11 protein-coding genes and 1 pseudogene are annotated in these 19,140 nt (G+C 47.5%); 9 read left to right on the top strand and 3 right to left on the bottom strand.

The genetic code is table 11. From position 1 onward, the window contains the following. Positions 1 to 242 precede the first annotated feature (242 nt). Positions 243 to 989, bottom strand: coding sequence for a creatininase family protein (locus RIE73_RS23340; RefSeq protein ID WP_446403464.1), 747 nt, complete (start codon positions 987 to 989; stop codon positions 243 to 245). Between the two features lie 312 nt (positions 990 to 1,301). Here RIE73_RS23340 and RIE73_RS23345 point away from each other — a divergent pair, with 312 nt between their 5' ends. The 3 genes from RIE73_RS23345 (at position 1,302) to RIE73_RS23355 (ending at position 3,953) form a co-directional block, all read left to right on the top strand. Then, positions 1,302 to 2,054 (top strand): winged helix-turn-helix domain-containing protein, encoded by a 753-nt coding sequence (locus tag RIE73_RS23345; RefSeq protein WP_446403465.1) that lies wholly within the window; start codon positions 1,302 to 1,304, stop codon positions 2,052 to 2,054. A 116-nt stretch (positions 2,055 to 2,170) separates the two neighbouring features. Then, positions 2,171 to 3,463, top strand: coding sequence for an ATP-binding protein (locus RIE73_RS23350; RefSeq protein WP_446403466.1), 1,293 nt, complete (start codon positions 2,171 to 2,173; stop codon positions 3,461 to 3,463). A 325-nt stretch (positions 3,464 to 3,788) separates the two neighbouring features. After that, positions 3,789 to 3,953, top strand: coding sequence for a hypothetical protein (locus tag RIE73_RS23355; protein WP_446403467.1), 165 nt, complete (start codon positions 3,789 to 3,791; stop codon positions 3,951 to 3,953). A 576-nt stretch (positions 3,954 to 4,529) separates the two neighbouring features. Here the strand turns inward: RIE73_RS23355 and RIE73_RS23360 are convergent. Continuing rightward, positions 4,530 to 4,823, bottom strand: a complete 294-nt coding sequence (locus RIE73_RS23360) for a UPF0175 family protein (RefSeq protein WP_446403468.1) — start codon at positions 4,821 to 4,823, stop codon at positions 4,530 to 4,532. Between the two features lie 740 nt (positions 4,824 to 5,563). On the opposite strand from RIE73_RS23360, the gene otsB reads away from it, so the two are divergent. The 5 genes from otsB (at position 5,564) to RIE73_RS23385 (ending at position 15,448) form a co-directional block, all read left to right on the top strand. Next, positions 5,564 to 7,099 (top strand): trehalose-phosphatase, encoded by a 1,536-nt coding sequence (gene otsB / locus RIE73_RS23365; protein WP_446403469.1) that lies wholly within the window; start codon positions 5,564 to 5,566, stop codon positions 7,097 to 7,099. A 3-nt stretch (positions 7,100 to 7,102) separates the two neighbouring features. Beyond that, the gene (locus tag RIE73_RS23370; protein WP_446403470.1) at positions 7,103 to 9,514 is read left to right on the top strand and encodes a glycoside hydrolase family 65 protein; all 2,412 of its coding nucleotides are present in this window, start codon (positions 7,103 to 7,105) and stop codon (positions 9,512 to 9,514) included. Between the two features lie 413 nt (positions 9,515 to 9,927). Next, positions 9,928 to 10,596 (top strand): phosphate signaling complex protein PhoU, encoded by a 669-nt coding sequence (gene phoU, locus RIE73_RS23375; RefSeq protein ID WP_446403471.1) that lies wholly within the window; start codon positions 9,928 to 9,930, stop codon positions 10,594 to 10,596. 450 nt (positions 10,597 to 11,046) lie between these two features. Further along, positions 11,047 to 13,257, top strand: coding sequence for a PhoX family protein (locus tag RIE73_RS23380; protein WP_446403472.1), 2,211 nt, complete (start codon positions 11,047 to 11,049; stop codon positions 13,255 to 13,257). Between the two features lie 265 nt (positions 13,258 to 13,522). Further along, on the top strand, positions 13,523 to 15,448 hold the full coding sequence (locus tag RIE73_RS23385) for an iron uptake porin (RefSeq protein ID WP_446403473.1): 1,926 nt from the start codon (positions 13,523 to 13,525) through the stop codon (positions 15,446 to 15,448). Positions 15,449 to 15,563: 115 nt separating this feature from the next. Here the strand turns inward: RIE73_RS23385 and iscB are convergent. Next, positions 15,564 to 16,790: pseudogene (iscB, locus tag RIE73_RS23390) on the bottom strand (RNA-guided endonuclease IscB); the annotation flags it as partial. A gap of 507 nt (positions 16,791 to 17,297) precedes the next feature. On the opposite strand from iscB, the gene RIE73_RS23395 reads away from it, so the two are divergent. Continuing rightward, a complete protein-coding gene (locus RIE73_RS23395; RefSeq protein ID WP_446403474.1) occupies positions 17,298 to 19,058 on the top strand; it encodes an iron uptake porin in 1,761 nt (586 codons plus the stop codon). Positions 19,059 to 19,140: the final 82 nt, after the last annotated feature.

Genomic DNA, 19,140 nt, shown 5'->3' on the forward strand with positions numbered 1-19,140 from the left:
CCAGCAGGCGTGGTTTAATTAAGAGTTTAACCTGTCTCTAGCCGACTGTCACCTTCTTTCCGCAAGGAGGCTCACGCTGTAATATGAGAGATTCAGCGTTGAGAGGAATTGCGGGGTAATCGTTTAATGTAGTGGCGTGGCACACCTAAAATGGTGGGATAGATTTTACCATTGAATCGGGCGCACGCCATGCGCCCCTACGGTTTCCGGGCGTAATTCTAATTGATTTGATGTGTGGAAGGTTACTCGGTATGCAAAAATTCCAGATAGGCTTGACTTATTTCCTTCACCGCCATCTCGTAGAATTGTTGACCATGTTCCGGTTTGGCTAAGGCGGGGTTAGACCCCATGCGTCCATCAGGATAGCGACGGCGGAAGTCTGTCGCCCCGTAAATGGGATGTCCAGAGGCGACATTCGCCGCTAATGGGGCGTTCTTGATTGCTTCGGGATAAAGGTATTGGGTTAACGCCACTTCGCTGGGTGTGGCGTGAGACCCTTCCTGGTCACCATACCATTGTTTGGCTAACTGATACACCGATTTACAGGTAAACCAGTTAGCAAGGCGACATCTGACTTGATCGCTGTTGGGAATGTTGAGATCCCAGAGATAGGCGTAACTCTCAGAAAAGGCGGCTTTCAGCGTTGCCACGTTACCACCGTGACCATTAATAAAGAAAAATCGGCTAAATCCAGCCCGGGTTAAGCTGACTAAATAATCTTGGATGACATGAATTAAGGTACTGGGTTTCAGGCTGATCGTACCAGGAAACCCTGTATGATGCAGCGCCATCCCCACGCTAATTGTGGGACTAACGATCGCATTCGTCGCTTCACCTACGCCTCGGGCGATCGCTTCAGCGCATATCGCATCAGTCCCAATTAATCCCGTTGGTCCATGTTGTTCGGTTGAACCAATCGGCAGAATAATTCCTGGCGATCGCTTCAAGTACTCCTCAACCTCGATCCAGGTCATCAAATGTAACAGCATTATCCCTTCTAAAAAAGTGAAAGCAGGGGGACTAGGGTTACCAGCCTCCTGCTTTGTTTCTGTAAGACCCCTCATTCTGTCATACTTGCGTATGACATGTATTACACTATCCTTAGTGTATGTCAGCATGGGAGAATCGGCAATAAAATTGTGCAAATTGTTTTCAGTCTGCAAAAATTGACAGGACATAGCCACACAAGCTGAATCTTGTGTCAATCTAGACGTAGAGTTCTATCTATTCATAGTTTCAACACCATGATTTTGGTGTATATCTTGGCTTAGACGTTCATATACCCAAATTCCTTACCATTTATGCTTTCTGTCGATCTACCGCAAAGCCCTTCTACTCCAGAACTGGCACAATCTAACCGCATTTTGGTTGTAGAAGACGAGGATCTCATCCGAGAAATGCTGATGTTGTCCTTACAAGAAGAAGGTTATGACGTGGTGACGGCTGCTGATGGTCGTACCGCCTTAACCCTTCTGTCCGAGGGTGACTCCAATGAGGAGGAGTGTAACTTTAGCCTGTTGATCCTGGATTTGATGTTGCCTCAGGTGAACGGACTCGATCTGTGTCGCTTGATCCGGTATAAAGGGAATTCTATTCCCATCTTGATTCTCAGCGCCAAAGCCAGTGAAACGGATCGGGTGTTGGGGTTGGAAGTCGGTGCCGATGACTACCTGACTAAACCCTTTAGTATGCGAGAACTCATCGCCCGGTGTCGCGCCCTGCTGCGTCGTCACCGCTATAGTTCCATACCGCAAAAGCCGATGTTGCAGTTACGGGATATTACCCTCTACCCCGAAGAATGCCGGGTCACGGTGCGGGGTGAGGAGGTGAATCTCTCCCCCAAGGAATTCCGACTGTTGGAATTGTTTATGGGGTATCCGCGTCGGGTTTGGTCTCGTGAACAGTTAATTGATCAGGTTTGGGGAGCCGATTTTCTGGGAGATACCAAAACTGTCGATGTTCACATTCGCTGGCTGCGGGAAAAATTAGAAAAAGACCCCAGTCAACCGGAATACTTGATTACCGTTCGTGGCTTCGGCTACCGATTTGGCTAATTGATTGAGATGCGACACCGGCGATCGCATCTTACCCAAATCAGTACCTCTATTGTCCTGTCAAAAGGTTACAATAACTAAACCATCGCTTGGTAATAGTCTCATTGATCACACCCATGACCCTCTTGACATTTCTCTTGGGTCTAGCTCTAGGAATTGGGGTTGGCTTATGGTTACAACACCGCACCAAACAGCAGCTCAAGCAAACCTTGGAGTTGTTACCAGTCAATTCGACCAGTAACTCCTTTCCCTTAGAGTCTCGTTTACGGGGAGCGATTGCCCAAGCGAATCAGCAGCGCCTTGTCTTAGAAGACCAACTCAACGCGATTCAATCCCTATTTCAAGTCGCGCCCGTCGGATATTTACAAGTAGATGAAGACAATCATTTAATTTGGTGTAACCAGCAGGCGCGTCAGTTGTTGCAAATTGACCGCTGGGAACCCGGACAGATTCGCTTACTGCTAGAGGTGGTGCGATCCTACGAACTGGATCAGTTAATCGAGAAAACGCGAAAACAGCAACAATCGACGAGCCAAGAATGGGTATTTCATCCCGCCTGTATGGATGGTGCGGCGATGAGTGAAGTGCGATCGCTCACGTTGCGGGCGTATGGTTGGCCCCTCGCTAATGGGCAAGTTGGCGTGTTTCTGGAGAATCGACAACCTTTAATTGAACTCTCAGAATCTCGCAATCAGTGGGTGTCTGATTTAGCCCACGAATTGAGAACCCCACTCACGTCGATTCGCTTAGTTGCAGAAGCGTTGCAAGGACGGGTTAACCCGCCAGAAAGCCGTTGGGTTGAGCAACTCCTGCAAGAAATTAATCGGTTGATTGACCTAATTCAAAATTGGCTAGAACTCAGCCATCTTGAACAAGATCCCAACAAGAGTCTTACCTATAAATCCCTCGACCTAAACGTTTTAATTCAGTCAGCTTGGCAACGATTGGAACCTTTGGCAGAGCAAAAAGATTTGCATCTTGCCTATCGTGGACCCGATACTTTACCGATTAAAGCCGATGAGTCTCGACTGATCCAAGTTTTTTTGAATTTATTAGATAACAGTATTAAGCATAGTCCCCCGCAAGGATTGATTCGAGTTGAGGTCAGCACTTCAACCCAGGCTAAGCCAACGGAAAAAGCGTTGATGCAAATCGATATTATTGACGAAGGTGCGGGGTTTTCAGGGAATGATTTACCTCGTGTGTTTGAGCGACTCTATCGAGGAGATGTCTCGCGATATCGGCAACCTACGTCTGAGAATGTAACCACATTGGGGCGCAGTAGTGGGAGTGGTTTAGGTTTGGCGATCGTTCAGCAAATTGTTCAGGCTCACGGTGGTACAGTGAATGCTAAGAATCATCCGGAAACTGGGGGGGCTTGGTTACAGATTCAATTGCCTTGTAATTAGTTATTTTTAGGGAATAGGGAATAGGTAATAGGGAATAGGGAATAGGGAATTCATTCTATTGTTTTATCTTATCTTCTTCCCTCTACTTTATAAAACCTTCTCTCTAATACGTTCAATCCCTCTGCTACCTGGAGCGGAAACCTCTGCGTACCTCTGCGTTTAAAAATGACTATCCTCTCAATTCCTGGCATTATATTGGGCGCAAACCTTGCGCCCCTACAAGGGTGGAATAGGTTGTAGGTTGGGTTGATAGCTGTTAAACAAAATAAGGCTAAAGCCCTTACTACGAACAGTTGCGATCGCGGGGGAAGCTGCTGAACCCGCTGTGTCTGAGTTGATGGGGATTCGGGGGTTGTCGGTATCCTATGAGGCACAAACTCAAAAAGAGGGGACAATGGCAGTAATTGCCACGATTGTCGGCATTGCTGGCGGAACCGTGGCGCTAGCCGAACAAATTTGCAGCAATCCCTGGCTATCTTACAGCATCTGAAATCCCCCGATGCGGAGACGGTTAGGGACATTTTGAATCGGGTGAGGCGGATGTAGGTTCTTGCAACGGTATCCAGAAGCGTCCGCGTAGGGGCTTGGTTTCCAAGCCCGTACTTGGTTTCCAAGCCCGTACAGGTGGGGAAGTGGTGTTGAGTTGTTGCCAAATACGGTAATAAGAGATCCCCCCTAGCCCCCCTTCAAAAGGGGGGAACAAGACATTTTACCCTTTGTTAGGAGTGAACCAGAAATTAAGCCCAGTCATTTAAGGGGACAATAAAACATCAATCAAAATCCCCCTTGCAATAAACAAATCAATCAAAATCCCCCTTGCAATAAACAAATCAATCAAAGTCCCCCTTTTTAAGGGGGATTTAGGGGGATCTCAACGTTAATCGCGTAATCACAAGCTTAAGTAAACACCAATGGCAAACGGTTGATTCTCACAGTAAAGAAACCTATCGAAATTCTGGGGAAGGGCGGGTTTTGTATAGAAGTTATCGGATTTCCCCTCAATATTTTGGCTAAACCCGCCCCTACAAGTTTTCGGATTGATAGCGCTGCAAGAAAGTACGAATGACTAATGACGAATGACTAATGACAAATTTCCTTCTTGGCGTAATTGTTTATGGGTTTGCCAATCCGCTTCCAAGTCCGCTTCATTATAGTGTAACTCGACACCTGTGGCTTTGAGAAATGTATCAACCTCCAAGCGGGTAGACATTCCCAGTAATTCTCGCACTTTACCGACACTAATCGAACCCTCACGATAGGCGACAATGACTATCATTTCTAGTAGCCTGCGTTCCAAGCTACCCCATTTAAGTTCTAACGAATGCGCGACATCATCGGGTAGGGCGATCTGAATTTCCATGAGTGGCTTGCTGTTAAAGGTTATTCGGATTGAATCTGTTTAGATGTTCTGATACCAACAGGTGAGAACAGGGCGACCCGACCCAATTGAGTGGATAGGGTTGTTCATTAATGCAAGCGGGTCGCCCCTACATGGCGGCAATCAGGCAAATTAACAGGATGAAGGGAATATTCAAGAATTCTTTGCCAGGGAAGGCAGGCAATTGAATTAATCAGAGTCTATAGGCGCACACCTATTCCGATTATACTGTTTATTGAATCATAGAAACTGTTTTTTTGTCAACCCGTTTCATCCTAAGAAATTAGGTTCTAATCCCAACAGGTGAGAACAGGGCGACCCGACCGAATTGAGTGGATAGTGTTGTTCATTAATACCAGCGGGTCGCCCCTACATGGCGGCGACTAACCTTCTGCCTTTTGCCCTACATTGGGTGACGCGATCGCACAAAATTTAAGAAAGATCTAACGCTTGGTTAACAAAGCTCTAAATAGAGAAGCCAGTAAGATTTTTGACCTGTTGGCGATTGGGGTAAAATCTGAACCAAGATACAAGATTTTTGTGTCAACTCATGGTAATACGTCCTGACCAAGCAAATTCCTCTAAAGACTGAGGCGATACCCTTTAATCCCCCAGTACACTAACCAACAGATAAGGATTACTCCTTGATCTTTTGGTCGTGCAATCGTCCGAAACTATTTCGGAGGTATCGCGCCAAGTGGTGAACGACTATCAGCTAAGTTATGAGCGAAAACCAGTATAAAGCGGTCATTTTAGATCTCGATGGCGTCATTACCCAGACGGCGCGTTTACACGCTAAAGCCTGGAAGCAGATGTTTGATGATTATCTGCAACACCATTCCCAACGCCAGGGAGAGGATTACACGCCCTTTGATATTGATGGGGATTACCACGAGTACGTGGATGGGAAGCCGCGTTATGACGGGGTAAAAAGCTTCTTAGCCTCCCGTGGGATTGAATTACCCCAAGGAAATCCTGATGATTCCAGTGATCAGGAAACCATCTGTGGGCTGGGGAATCGCAAAAATCAGCTTTTTCTGGATGTCATGGAACAGGAAGGCGTGGAAACCTATGCTGATACAGTCGAACAGATTCATCACTGGCGAAACCAGGGCGTGAAAACGGCGGTTGTCTCCTCCAGTCGCAACTGTGCAGCGATTTTGGATAAGGCGGGGTTAATGCATCTGTTTGATACGAAGGTGGATGGCGTTGATTCTGCACAACTGAACCTTAATGGTAAACCCGCACCCGATATCTTTTTACAAGCCGCCCGTGAACTTGCTGTGGAACCGGAAAATGCGATCGCGGTTGAAGATGCGATATCGGGGGTGAAAGCAGGAAAAGCGGGACAGTTTGGTTTAGTTGTGGGTGTGGTGCGCGATGGCGGTGGTGACGCCTTACGCCAGCATGGTGCGGATGTCGTGGTTCGCGATTTACGCGATATCTCGGTAACGCCAGAGAACACCGCTCAATTCCTACCCTCAGCCCTAGAACAAATTAGCGCTATTGAGAATCGACTGCGCGATCACCAATTAGCCTTATTTACCGATTATGATGGGACACTGACGCCGATTGTACAACGTCCCGAAGCCGCCACCCTATCTCAGGACATGCGATCGCTACTGCTACAGTTATCCGATCAGGTAATTGTGGCGGTAATTAGTGGACGGGATTTGGCGGATGTGCAGAACATGGTGGGTATCGATAAACTCTACTATGCAGGTAGCCACGGCTTTGATGTAGCAGGCGGTGGTATCCAAATGCAGCAACAACAAGCCCAAGCCAGCCTCCCGGAATTAGATCAGGCGGAAAACCAGCTACGGGAACAACTTAAACCCATTCCTGGGGCGAAAGTGGAACGGAAACGGTTTGCGATCGCCCTTCATTATCGAGAAGTGGCTGAGTCAGATATAGAACCGATTCAAGCCATTGTTGATCAGGTGGTTCAAAACCATCCACAGTTACGCCAAAGTAGCGGTAAAAAGATATTTGAACTACAGCCAGACGTACCCTGGGATAAAGGGCGTACTGTCTGTTGGTTGCTAGATAAACTTGACATCAACACCCCAAATGTGCTGCCGATGTATTTAGGCGACGATACCACCGACGAAGATGCCTTCCAAGCATTGCGCGATCGCGGGATTGGCATTCGTGTGGGTATGCCAGACGAACCAACCCAGGCTGATTATTATCTGCAAAACCCCGACGAGGTGAAGCAGTTTTTCCAAGCATTATTGAAGACATTAGAAGGAATTTGAATCGTGGCTGAACGACAAACGCACGATTGGCAACTAATCTATCCCAACTGGAAACCCGAACAACAGGGATTACGAGAAGCGCTTTGTACCTTGGGGAATGGCTACATTGCCACACGCGGCGCTTTTGAGGAGGTGAATGCCGGAGGTTCTCATTATCCTGGTACTTACTTAGCTGGGGGGTATAATCGGCTGGAAACCAATATAGCGGGTCGTGTCCTGGAAAGCGAAGATCTGGTTAATTTTCCCAATTGGCTTCCCCTGAACTTTCGCCCCAAAGATGGTGACTGGTTTGATATTGATGCGGTTGACGTATTGGAGTTTTCCTATCGCTTAGACGTACAGTGTGGCGTGCTGGAACGAAAAGTGCGGTTCCGTGACGCCAACGAGCGCGAATTTACCCTCACCAGCCGCCGGATTGTGCATCAAGAAAACCCCCATTTGGCGGCGATTGAGTGGCGGCTAATTGCCCATAATTGGTCAGGAGAAATCGAGATTCGTTCGGCACTCGATGGGACTGTATCCAATCAGAATGTTGAGCGTTATCGACAGCTTAATAGTAAGCATTTAGACATCCTAGAGATGGGTTATGAGGGTGAAGACGCGATTTTTCTAAGTGTTTGCACCAATCAATCTCATATCCGCATGACTCAAGCGGCGCGAACCCAAGTCTTCGAGGGCGATGTGGTGGTGCCGACGCAGCGAGAACGTCGGGATGAGAATGGACGGATTGCCCAGCACTTAGTTGTACCCTGTCAGCAACAGAAGGAACTGCGGGTTGAGAAGATTGTCGCGATTTATACATCCAGGGACTTTGCCATCAGTGAACCTGGACTAGAAGCTAGGAAGACTATCCGCCGAGCGTCAGGCTTTGCTGATTTATTGCGATCGCATCAGCAGAAATGGCGTCATCTCTGGAGTATTGCCGATATTAACCTAGAAAACGGCGATGTGGACACCCAGTTTATTTTACGGTTACATATCTTCCATCTGCTGCAATCCTCCTCACCCAATACCATTGATCGGGATGTGGGTGTGCCGTCGCGAGGATGGCATGGGGAAGCTTATCGGGGACATATTCTCTGGGATGAGTTATTCATTTTTCCCTTCCTGAATCTGCGCCTACCGGAATTGACCCGTTCTCTGCTAATGTATCGTTATCGCCGCCTCACCGAAGCGCGGCATTTAGCCTGTACAGCCGGATACCAGGGCGCCATGTTTCCCTGGCAAAGTGGTAGTGATGGACGCGAGGAAAGCCAGGAATTGCACCTGAATCCTCGTTCTGGACGTTGGATTCCGGATAACTCCAATTTTCAGCGACACGTCAATGCGGCAATTGCGTATAACGTTTGGCGGTACTACCAAGCGACGAATGACCTAGAATTTCTCTCGTATTACGGCGCAGAACTGTTGCTGGAACTCGCCCGTTTCTGGGCAAGTATTACGATATATAATGCAGAGCGCGATCGCTATGAGATCCGGGGTGTTATGGGTCCCGATGAATTCCACACCCACTATCCCGATACCGATACGCCGGGATTAAATAACAATGCTTACACCAACGTAATGGCGGCATGGGTACTACGTTGTGCCAGTGGCGTGTTACAGTTACTCGACGAAAAGCGCCGCGAAGAGTTAACCGAAGTTCTGAACATCGGGGACGAAGAACTGGTTCGCTGGGAAGAGATTAGTCGCAAAATGTTTGTTCCGTTCCACGAGGAAGGAATAATTAGCCAGTTTGAGGGGTATGAGAACCTGAAGGAATTTGATTGGGAAGGTTACCGAGAAAAATACGGCGATATCCAGCGCCTTGATCGTATTTTAGAGGCGGAAGACGAGGATGCGAACTGCTACAAAGCCAGCAAGCAGGCGGATGTACTGATGCTGTTCTATCTGTTCTCGTCGGAGACGTTGCAGGATCTATTTGAATATATGGGCTACCCCTTCGATGCGGAAACCATCCCCCGGAATATTAACTATTATATGCAGCGAACCTCCCATGGTTCCACGCTCAGCCGGATGGTGCATTCCTGGGTATTATCCCGATCTGACCGGGAAAAAGCGTGGAAATTCTTTAAAGAGGCTCTTCATAGCGACATTGATGACATTCAGGGAGGGACAACGCCTGAAGGCATCCACTTAGGGGCGATGGCGGGAACGGTGGATTTGATGCAACGGTGTTATACCGGGTTGGACATTCGCGATCAGGTATTGTGGTTTAATCCGTCTCTACCCCAGGAACTATCCGATACACGCCTGCGATTGCGCTATCGAGGACACTGGCTATCACTGCGGTTTACGGATGAAAAAATAACTGTCTCGTTTGATCGCGGCTGGTCTCAACCTGTCTGCATTGGTTTCCAGGGTGAGGTGTATGAGATGGTTGAAGGGGAGACACGAGAGTTTGAATTGGCTTGAGGGTGATGGGGTGACGGGGTGATGGGGTGATGAGGAAATTAACTTAAAACTCTACCTTACCTGTTGCCTGTTGCCTGTTGCCTGTTGCCTGTTCTGTGACGAATGATAAATCACCACCCCCCACTTGCCAGCACAATAGTTTACTCCAATTTAACCTTAATCTGCTATCAATAGAAGTAGACAGAATTGAATTTGTCCTCGGGCAAGTCAATCACCCCGTCCATAGACAGTATGGACGAGGCTAACTTGTCCCCGTACAGGGGATGCGCCTGAAAACATTAGGCAATTGGGTAGAAAGTGTACCTCTTTTTACCCACCACTTTGTATCAGTACATTGAGTTAGGAGGTGTGGTTTTCCTCTTTGCCCCTACGATCGAGTAGGCAGGAGGTGTTCAGCCACAAATGAGGATGAGGTGAGTCTATCTTCTGCAAACCGCCCTTGCGATCGCAATCATTTTAAACGCTGCCTTAACCGCTTAGAGCAGGATGTGCTGCGGATGGGCGCATTGGTGGAAAATTCATTCCGCCTGGGTCATCAAGCTTTATTTTACCAAAATTTGGAGGCAATCCAGGAAATTACCTCCGTTGAGAAACGAATTGATCGCTACTACCGCCATATAGAAATAGAGTGTGCCTCTCTGCTCACACTTCAATCGCCAGTGGCACAAGATCTACGCCTTGTCAGTGCGTTTATGCAGTTAATCCGAGATTTGGAACGTATTGGTGATTATGCTGAGGATTTAACGGAAATTTCGGTAAAACTATTCGCTTACCCGCCTCATCCTTGTATACCCCAAATTGAAGAAATGTCCCACCATGCTCAAGCGATGTTAGCGTCGAGTTTAGCCTCATTAGCGGATTTAGATGCGACGGCTGGACAAGCGGTTAAAGTATTAGATGATCAAGTCGATAATGCTTACGATCAGCTCTATCAAACGTTAGCCTTTCAGCGAGATATTCCAGGCGTAGTGGAGCCAATTGTACTCTTGGTCTTGGCAATTCGTCATATCGAACGTATGGCTGACCATGCGACCAACATCGGTCAACGAGTAACCTATATTGTTACAGGTCATCGTTCCTAGAGAAGAAGGCAGAAGATTCTAGGGGCGGGTTTAGGAACTGTAGGGGCGGGTTTAGGAACTAACGCTAGCTTTTTACCAATAACTGAACAACAAAACCCGCCCTACCCCACCGATAACGGAATAACAAAACCCGCCCTACCCCACCGATAACGGAACAACAAAACCCGCCCTACCCCACCAATAACTGAACAACAAAATCCGCCCTACCCCACCAATACCTAAACAACAAAATCCGCCCTACCCCACCAATACCTAAACAACAAAACCCGCCCAGTCTCACCAATACCTGAACAACAAAACCCACCCTTATTCATCGTTACTAGAAGCAGCTTAACCCAACGATTACCAATACTTTACCCATTTATAACCTGCACACTTTAGGATATCCTTGCATCGCATCTAGGATATTCCTCTAACCAAACCAAAATCTGAAAGGGGGAAGGGTGAGCTATGGCTCTCAAACGTCGTCATTTTCTGCTATTTCTGGGAGCTAGTGCCGGAACGGTAGCACTGGGTTCTTGTAGTACTCCGGCTCAGAAGGGTTCTGGTTCATTAACCCAAGTTAACCCAAATACAGGTAATCTGAGTTTTCAACCCGTCAAGGGTCCCCTACCGTTAGAAAGCGATCGCGTGGCATCAACGAAACAAATCGAAGCCTACAGCCGCTATGAGGTGGTGGATGACTTGGTACTGCCAGAAGGCTTTACCTACGATGTGATTGGCGCTTGGGGAGATCCGGTGGGGGATTCTCGCTTTGGTTATAACAATGATTATTTATCGTTTATAGAAACAGGTCAAAATGAAGGATACCTGACCATTAATTTTGAATATATTAGCGGTGGCACCTGGATGCAAACCTATTCTCAGGTCATCGGTGAATCATTACCATTTGAGGAGGTTAAAGCGGTGGCGGCGAAGAGTGATGGTAAGATTAATGCCTTTGCTTTACCCGATGCTGATCCGCTAAAAGCGAAAATTCGCCAGATTTCCCAAGCGGGTTTGATTGATCAGGGATTGGGTGTGATTTCACTGCGTCGAACAGCCGATGGAACCTGGATGCGGACGAATTCTGCGGCGGATCGTCGGATTACTGGAATCTCTGGATTAGCAGACGATCGCTATCTTAAAGCCACCGGTCCTGCTGTCGCGGTTTTCCAGAAGACTCAAGCACAAGGGTATCGTGATGGCTTAGGCGATCGCATTATTGGTACATGCCAAAATTGTGCTGGCGGAACCACGCCTTGGGGAACGGTATTCAGTGCAGAGGAAAATTTTCAAGACCAAGTGCCAGAACCCGTTTACGCCGATGGGACGTCCTTTGACCCCGCCGCGCTTCCGTTTATTATTAACGATTACTTTGTCGATGGACGAGGTAATGTTTTTGGTTTAGCTGGGAATAAATATGGGTGGATGGTAGAAGTTGATCCGGCTGATGCCAATGATTATGGCACAAAACACACTTGGCTGGGTCGATTCCGTCATGAAGCCGTGGCGTTTAAGGTTGTATCGGGGAAACCCTTAGCGGTATATTCGGGATGCGATCGTCGAGGGGGTCATTTGTATAAGTTTGTCAGTAAAGACACAGTTAGTGATCCGACCGATAAAGCCAATTCCCGTTTAATGGCGGAGGGAATGCTGTACGCGGCGGTATTTGCACCGGATGGGACAGGGCGCTGGATGGCATTAACACCCAATACTCCCGTCAACCCCGTGTTACCCAGTACCGTGGAAGGCAGCTTAGTCCCCTTACCCAAGCGTCCCCAGGGAGGCATTGTTGAGGTGACAACCGATGCGGAAGCCTTGGCGTTTAAACAGCAGTTTGCCACACTGGGGGATCTATACCAAGGGAATGATATCGAAAAACAAGGAGCAATTTTAATCGACGCCCATTTTGCCGCCAACGCTGCTGGTGCCACCACCACCGCCCGTCCCGAAGATACAGATATGGCGGCGGATGGTTCCCTGTATATCGCCTTTACCTCTGGGAGTCCAGGGGGAGATGGCGGACCGGATAAGCGCGTTTTCACCGGACCGAAGGGAGAAACTCCCTGGGAATTTGGCTGGATTCTGCGTCTGGTAGAAGACCAAGATGACCCCGCCGCGATGACATTTCGCTGGGAGTCCTTTGCCATGGGGGGTGAACCTGCTGAAGGGGGTGCCGGATTTTCTAATCCCGATAATCTAGAATTTGACAACAATGGTAATGTGTGGATGGTGACGGATATATCTACCTCCAAACACAATCAGCCCGTGGCGAGTCGGGTCAATGACCCAGGTGAATCCATAAGTCAAACTGATATCCAAGGCATTTTTGGCAACAATTCGATCTGGTGTCTGCCCACATCTGGGGAAATGGCGGGGAATGCTTACTTATTTGGCATTGGACCAATGGAATGTGAAACCACTGGACCCTTTTTTAGTCCTGATCAAAAAACCCTATTCCTCGCCGTACAACACCCTGGAGAAAAATACGGTATCCGCAAGGATAACCAGACTGAGACTCGTAAGTTTGTGATAAAAACTACTGCTGGAGAAAAATTCCAGCAAGAACGTCTAGTTCCCCTGGGTTCCAACTGGCCCCGTAAAGGCACAAGCGATCCACCCCAGCCAGCCGTCGTCGCGATTCGGCGATTGGATAACCAACCGATTACCACAGCATAAAATACCGTTAGTAGAGATAGATTATGCTAGGCTACGTCTCTATATTTCTCCACTGATTGAGCCAGATAAATAATTCTAATGTTTTTCTGGTATCCAGCCAAACATTTTTGGTTTAGAATCTATTCCTTGTAGTCCCCAAAAATGGTAATAGTTAATTAGTAGATTTAGTGATAGTTTTGAGTCAAAGCAAAAATGCTATTGCTCATTCAGCCCAATTGCTTTACAGTTTTGGCATTAAACTTAGGTGTGAGGATTGTGAATGATTATGTCTACCCTATTCTGGAAAGCGTTTAAGGCAAGTCCCGTCCTGTTGGTTGCCTCTTTATTCGTCGCTAGCGGTGCATCGGCGGCTGAGTCAAATTCCCATGCGACGGCTGCTGATCTGTCTACAGCCGCGATGAATTTGGACACTGAACCGACAGCATCAATCAGTCCCAGGTTGGATGATGCAGCGTTGACTGAACCCATCCCAGCAACGGATACGCCTCAATCCAGCGTAACCGTTAGTCCCACGTTCCAACTGGCAGATAGTACCTTCCCTGAACCCGTTCCGGCGGCTGGAGATACCTCAGTTGAATCCAATCAAGAAATTTTGCAGCAAATCCAGCGCTATGGCAACGAAGGATCTACCTCTCTTGACCAAGTAACCAACGTGGGTCAGTTGCGAGACGTTTCTCCGGGGGACTGGGCGTATGAAGCGCTGCGTAGTTTAGTTGAGCGTTACGGTTGTATTGCGGGGTATCCAGATGGTACCTATCGAGGCAATCGCGCCTTGACTCGTTACGAATTTGCCGCTGGTTTGAATGCTTGTTTGAACCAAATTGAGCGTTTGATTGGTACGGATGGTTTTGACGAGACTGAGTTAGAAACCCTGCGGCGGTTAATTCAGGAGTTTGAGGCAGAATTGGCAACCCTGGGTGCGCGGGTGGATAACCTGGAAGGGCGCGTGGCGTTCTTGGAAGATAATCAGTTCTCCACGACAACCAAGTTGAGAGGGGAAGTCATCTTTGGTTTGGCTGATACCTTCGGCGATACGATTGATGGTGGGGATGATGACACCAACACCGTCTTTGGCGATCGGGTACGTCTGAACTTTGAAACCAGCTTTACCGGACGCGATCGCTTGCGTACTCGTTTGGAAGCCATAAACATGGCTGAATTTAATAGTGGTGTTACTGGCACTAACATGACCCGTTTGGGGTTTGATGGAGCCGACGGTAACAACGTTGCCATTGATGAACTGTGGTATCGCTTCCCCTTCGGTGACAACCTGATTGTCCAAATTGATGCCGCTAACGGCGAGTTTCAGGACACTATTCTTGATGTCGTCAACCCTTTCTTTGACAGTAGTGGTAGTGGTTCTATATCGCGCTTTGGTCGCTTCAATCCGATTTATCGGACAGGAGGCGGTGCTGGTGGAACCTTAACCTATAGCTTGGGAGATGCCTTAGAGTTGTCAGCGAGTTACTTTGCTGACGAAGGTGATAATCCAGGTGAGGACAGTGGACTCTTTAATGGCACTTTCGCTGCCTTAGGTCAGATAACATTCAAACCCACTGAAAATATTACCGTGGCTGGAACTTATGTGCGCTCCTACTACCGGGGAGCAGACTTCGATGAAGAAGGGAATGTGCTTGAAGATGGGACTGTGAATGTTACTGGGTCTACAGGTAGCGTTTTTGCAAGCCAACCTTTTGGTGATATAGCAACTTCAGCCGATTCCTTCGGGATACAAGCGAATGCCACATTTGGCAGGTTTTCTGTTGGTGGTTGGGTCGGCTATCAAGAGGTTGAAGCTGAAGACGATTTCGGCGACAATCCATTGTTCCCAATGTTGGGTTCAGAATTCCTTGTGGGAGAAGGTGATGATGCTGAGGTCTGGAACTGGGCGGTTAACTTAGCATTGCTAGATTTGGGTGGTGAAGGCAATAAGCTAGGTGTCGTATTCGGTCAGCCGCCTAAAGTTACCGATAATGATGCAGTGGATTTGGTTGTCGATGCTGATGGTAACCAAATCTTATCTGAGCGTGACGATGAGGATAACTCCTACCATTTAGAGGTGTTCTACCGCTATCAACTAACTGACAATATCGCGATTACTCCTGGCGCTTTTGTCATCTTTAACCCCGAACATAACGATGACAATGATGACATCTGGGTAGGCACTATCCGCACTGTCTTCAGTTTCTAAGCCTGTCTCGGCTGTCGTTGAGAAATTGAATCATCTGGTGTAGGGGTACAGCATTGCTGTACCCCGATTTATCTGCACCTTTATGATATAAACGCGATCGCTATTCCTCTAATCGCTAAATCAATGGACATTTCTGGACTTTGTGGACATAAGTGTAACCGTCAGCTTTCCAGATTAGCTCGAAATACTTCCAGTTGATGCTTTGCAGTTTTCCTTTAACTGTAGTCAAGTCAAAGACCCGACTGGCTCTCACTGTCACTCGTCCAACATGTGTTCCTTGATTCTTCCCGGTGGGGACAATGGCACGAACTATATCGCCTGTCTTAAATCCATGAAACTCTTTGGTGCGAGTTCTAACGCTATGACTGCCATCTTTCTTCTGACGCGGGAAGCCAAATTTATTGATTTGTGCCATTTGCCGATTCCCATGTCCCGTTGCCTTGATTACCAAGGGATTAATATTTCGAGTTATTAGATTTTCTGGGGTTGATTGTCCAACGCTTGCAGCATCGAGCCAATGGGTTTTCGGTAAACCTAAGCGGGTGCGGTTGAACTTTGTCATTCCACCTGTCCCCGTTTCAACTGATAAACCCGTAGCTGCTAGCTGATGATACAACGCCCATCGAGTAGAGTTAACGGCAGCGGCGTCTTTAAGGGGGCGTTTGGCTTTTTCTAATATTCGCTGTAAAATATCAGGTTTCGATGCTATAAACTGTTTAATCGGTTGGGTTCCTTTTTTGATGTTACATGGTTGACAAGCCAAACATAGGTTAGAAACCCGATTGCTGCCGCCCTTGGATTTGGGGTGGATATGTTCCACCTGTAAAGGAACGCCAGAGGCTCCACAGTAAGCACATTGACGGTTCCATTTGGTCAATAGATACTCCCGGACTTCGTAACCAAAAAGTTCTCCTTTTTGATACTCGATACCAGCTATTTCCGGGTTATTGAGTCGCTGAGTATCGAACCGTACCAGTTCCATTGAAATACTCGAAATTGGAGCCAACTTTCTCAACCGATTTACCCAAGTTAGAGTAGTGTCTACCCGATGTTGGAGACTAGGAGCCAACCAACCGATGGGACGTTTGCGGTTGAATCGAGGCTTGCGGTATCGAGTCTTTCGGTTTCGGCGTCCCCGGCGAATAGCACGACGACTTTCTAGAGTTGCCTTTATTGCGGGCCCTCGGTGGGTTAACTCAGCCCCAAATAAAACTCGACTTCCTTCTAAGATGGCTAGTCCAGTTACTTTTGAACCGGGGTCAATTTTCAATCGATGTTCTCTGTTCACAGGATTTTTCACCTCCTGTTTCATAATGATGGTAAAAGGGTATCGCTTCCACACTGGGCTATGTGGCAAAAGTTAGACCATGCTTAGTAGTCAGTATTCCTACTCTCAACCAAGATCGTGCGCTAGTTACTCTAGTGGCGTGGCACAGCTTATTTGATGAATTAACTATTAGCCCGGAAACTGTAGGGGCGCAAAGCTTTGCGCCCGATTCAATGGTAAAATCTCTTCCACAATTTTAGCTGTGTCAAGCCAGTAGTGGCGTGGTACACCTAATTGGGTGAATTAGAATTGTAGGGACGCCCGATTCAATGGTAAAATCTCTTCCACAATTTTAGCTGTGTCAAGCCAGTAGTGGACTGAAACAGCTAAAATAGGACTTTGTTTGTAGTGAGAACTTTAGTTCTCTAACGCCTAGCTGGAGTTGGTTCAAGCCCTCACTACGTACCCAATCTATTGCACCATTTTAGCTGTGCCGAGCCAATAGTTAGCGTTAACGCCCGTTTTGCATAAGAATGAGCCAATAAGCATTTTTAGTTTATTCGGTGTGAGGAAAGTGAATCGATGAAATCAACCCTAGTCTGGAAGACGCTGAAAATCAGTCCCGCCCTACTTGGACTGTCTCTATTCACCGTCAGCAACACTTACGCGGCGATTCCTGACCAAACAGCAAATACTAGCGAATCTACAGTAGAACTCAATCGCCAGTTATCGGAAACTTCAATAGAAATTGATCCTCTACAAATCGCTGCCGATGTCCCCCCAAGCTTGAATCCCACCAACACAACGGCTGATTCTCATCAAGAACTACTAGAACAAATCCAACGCTACAGTGGTGAAAATGACGCTGAATCCCTTAACCAAGTAACCAGTGTCGGTCAACTACGAGATGTTTCTCCGGGGGATTGGGCGTATGAAGCGCTGCGAAGTTTAGTAGAACGCTACGGTTGTATTGCAGGGTATCCAGATGGCACCTATCGCGGTAATCGCGCCCTAACTCGTTACGAGTTTGCGGCGGGTTTAAATGCCTGTTTAAACCAAATTGAGCGTTTGATTGGCACGGGTGGTTTTGACGAGACTGAGTTAGAAACCCTGCGGCGGTTAATTCAGGAATTTGAAGCAGAATTAGCAACCTTAGGCGCACGAGTGGATAACCTAGAAGGGCGTGTGGCATTCTTAGAAGACAATCAGTTCTCTACTACCACCAAACTGAAAGGGGAAGTGATTTTTAACCTGGGTGGTGCATTTAGTGATGAAGACTTAAGGATTGATGGCGAAGATGCTGACGGGGATGGTGACATTGATGAGTTTGGTGATAACCTTACCTTTAGTCATCGGACTCGTTTAAACTTTGACACCAGTTTCATGGGAGAAGACCGCCTAAGAGTTCGCTTACAAGCGGGCAATATTCCCGAATTCGATGAGGCGACTGGCACAGAAATGGCTCGTTTGGGATTTGGCGCGGCAACCGATAACGATATCGTCATTGATGACTTGATCTATGAATTTTCCTTGGGCGATAAAATCAGGATTGCCATTGGTGCTAATGACTTTGATTTTAATGAAATAGCTAACCTACACAATCCCTATCTAGAAAGCAGCGGCACAGGAGCCTTGAATCGCTTTTATCGCCGCAATCCTTTTGTCTTCCGGAATAATGCTGAACAAGGCGTGGGCGCTAATATTATCTTCAGTGATTCCCTGAGTTTAGATGTGGCGTATGTGACAGGTGAAAGTGAGAGTCCAGCCGATAAGGATGGAGTATTCAATGGTGATTTTACTGCCATTTCTCAGTTAAATCTAGCCTTAGCAGAAACCTTAGATTTAGGCTTTGCTTTTGGCTATTCTTTCTATCCCGGTGAAGATGTCAACCTTTCTGGTAGTACGGGGAGTCCACGGGCAAAAGAACCCTTTGGCGAAATTGCGACGTCTGCCTTGCGCTTTGGCATCCAAGGAAACTGGCGAGTTACACCGACAATAAACCTAGTGGGTTGGGGTGGTTACATTGATGCAGAAGCTGAAGCGGGTGCCAGAGAAGGAGATGATGCTGACCTATGGACGTGGATGGCAAGTGTATCTTTCCTGGACTTAGGGAAAGAGGGTGCTATTTTTTCAGTGGCTGGAGGAATGCCCCCCAAGTTAACGGATGTTGATGGCGGTGATGAGGATGATGATACCTCTTTCTTAATCGAGGCGCAGTACAAATATCCGATTACCGATAATATCCTGATTACACCGGGAGCTTATGTAATTTTAAATCCCAATCATGATGATGGAAACGATGACATTTGGGTCGGCACAATTCGCACGACGTTTAGTTTCTAATCATAGCTGTAGAGACGTTGCATGCAACGTCTCTACAGGAGGATTTTTATGAAGTACCTATCCCCTATTCCTGTTCCCTGTT

Source organism: Coleofasciculus sp. C1-SOL-03, assembly GCF_040220555.1.
Taxonomy (GTDB): domain Bacteria; phylum Cyanobacteriota; class Cyanobacteriia; order Cyanobacteriales; family Coleofasciculaceae; genus Coleofasciculus.

What these genes read in the sequence shown, in the direction of transcription:
- RIE73_RS23385 (WP_446403473.1), top strand. Translation starts at nt 13,523, where the DNA reads ATGTCTACCCTATTCTGGAAAGCGTTTAAGGCAAGTCCCGTCCTGTTG.
- RIE73_RS23345 (WP_446403465.1), top strand. Translation starts at nt 1,302, where the DNA reads ATGCTTTCTGTCGATCTACCGCAAAGCCCTTCTACTCCAGAACTGGCA.
- RIE73_RS23360 (WP_446403468.1), bottom strand. Translation starts at nt 4,823, where the DNA reads ATGGAAATTCAGATCGCCCTACCCGATGATGTCGCGCATTCGTTAGAA.
- RIE73_RS23350 (WP_446403466.1), top strand. Translation starts at nt 2,171, where the DNA reads ATGACCCTCTTGACATTTCTCTTGGGTCTAGCTCTAGGAATTGGGGTT.
- RIE73_RS23340 (WP_446403464.1), bottom strand. Translation starts at nt 989, where the DNA reads ATGCTGTTACATTTGATGACCTGGATCGAGGTTGAGGAGTACTTGAAG.
- otsB (WP_446403469.1), top strand. Translation starts at nt 5,564, where the DNA reads ATGAGCGAAAACCAGTATAAAGCGGTCATTTTAGATCTCGATGGCGTC.
- RIE73_RS23380 (WP_446403472.1), top strand. Translation starts at nt 11,047, where the DNA reads ATGGCTCTCAAACGTCGTCATTTTCTGCTATTTCTGGGAGCTAGTGCC.
- RIE73_RS23395 (WP_446403474.1), top strand. Translation starts at nt 17,298, where the DNA reads ATGAAATCAACCCTAGTCTGGAAGACGCTGAAAATCAGTCCCGCCCTA.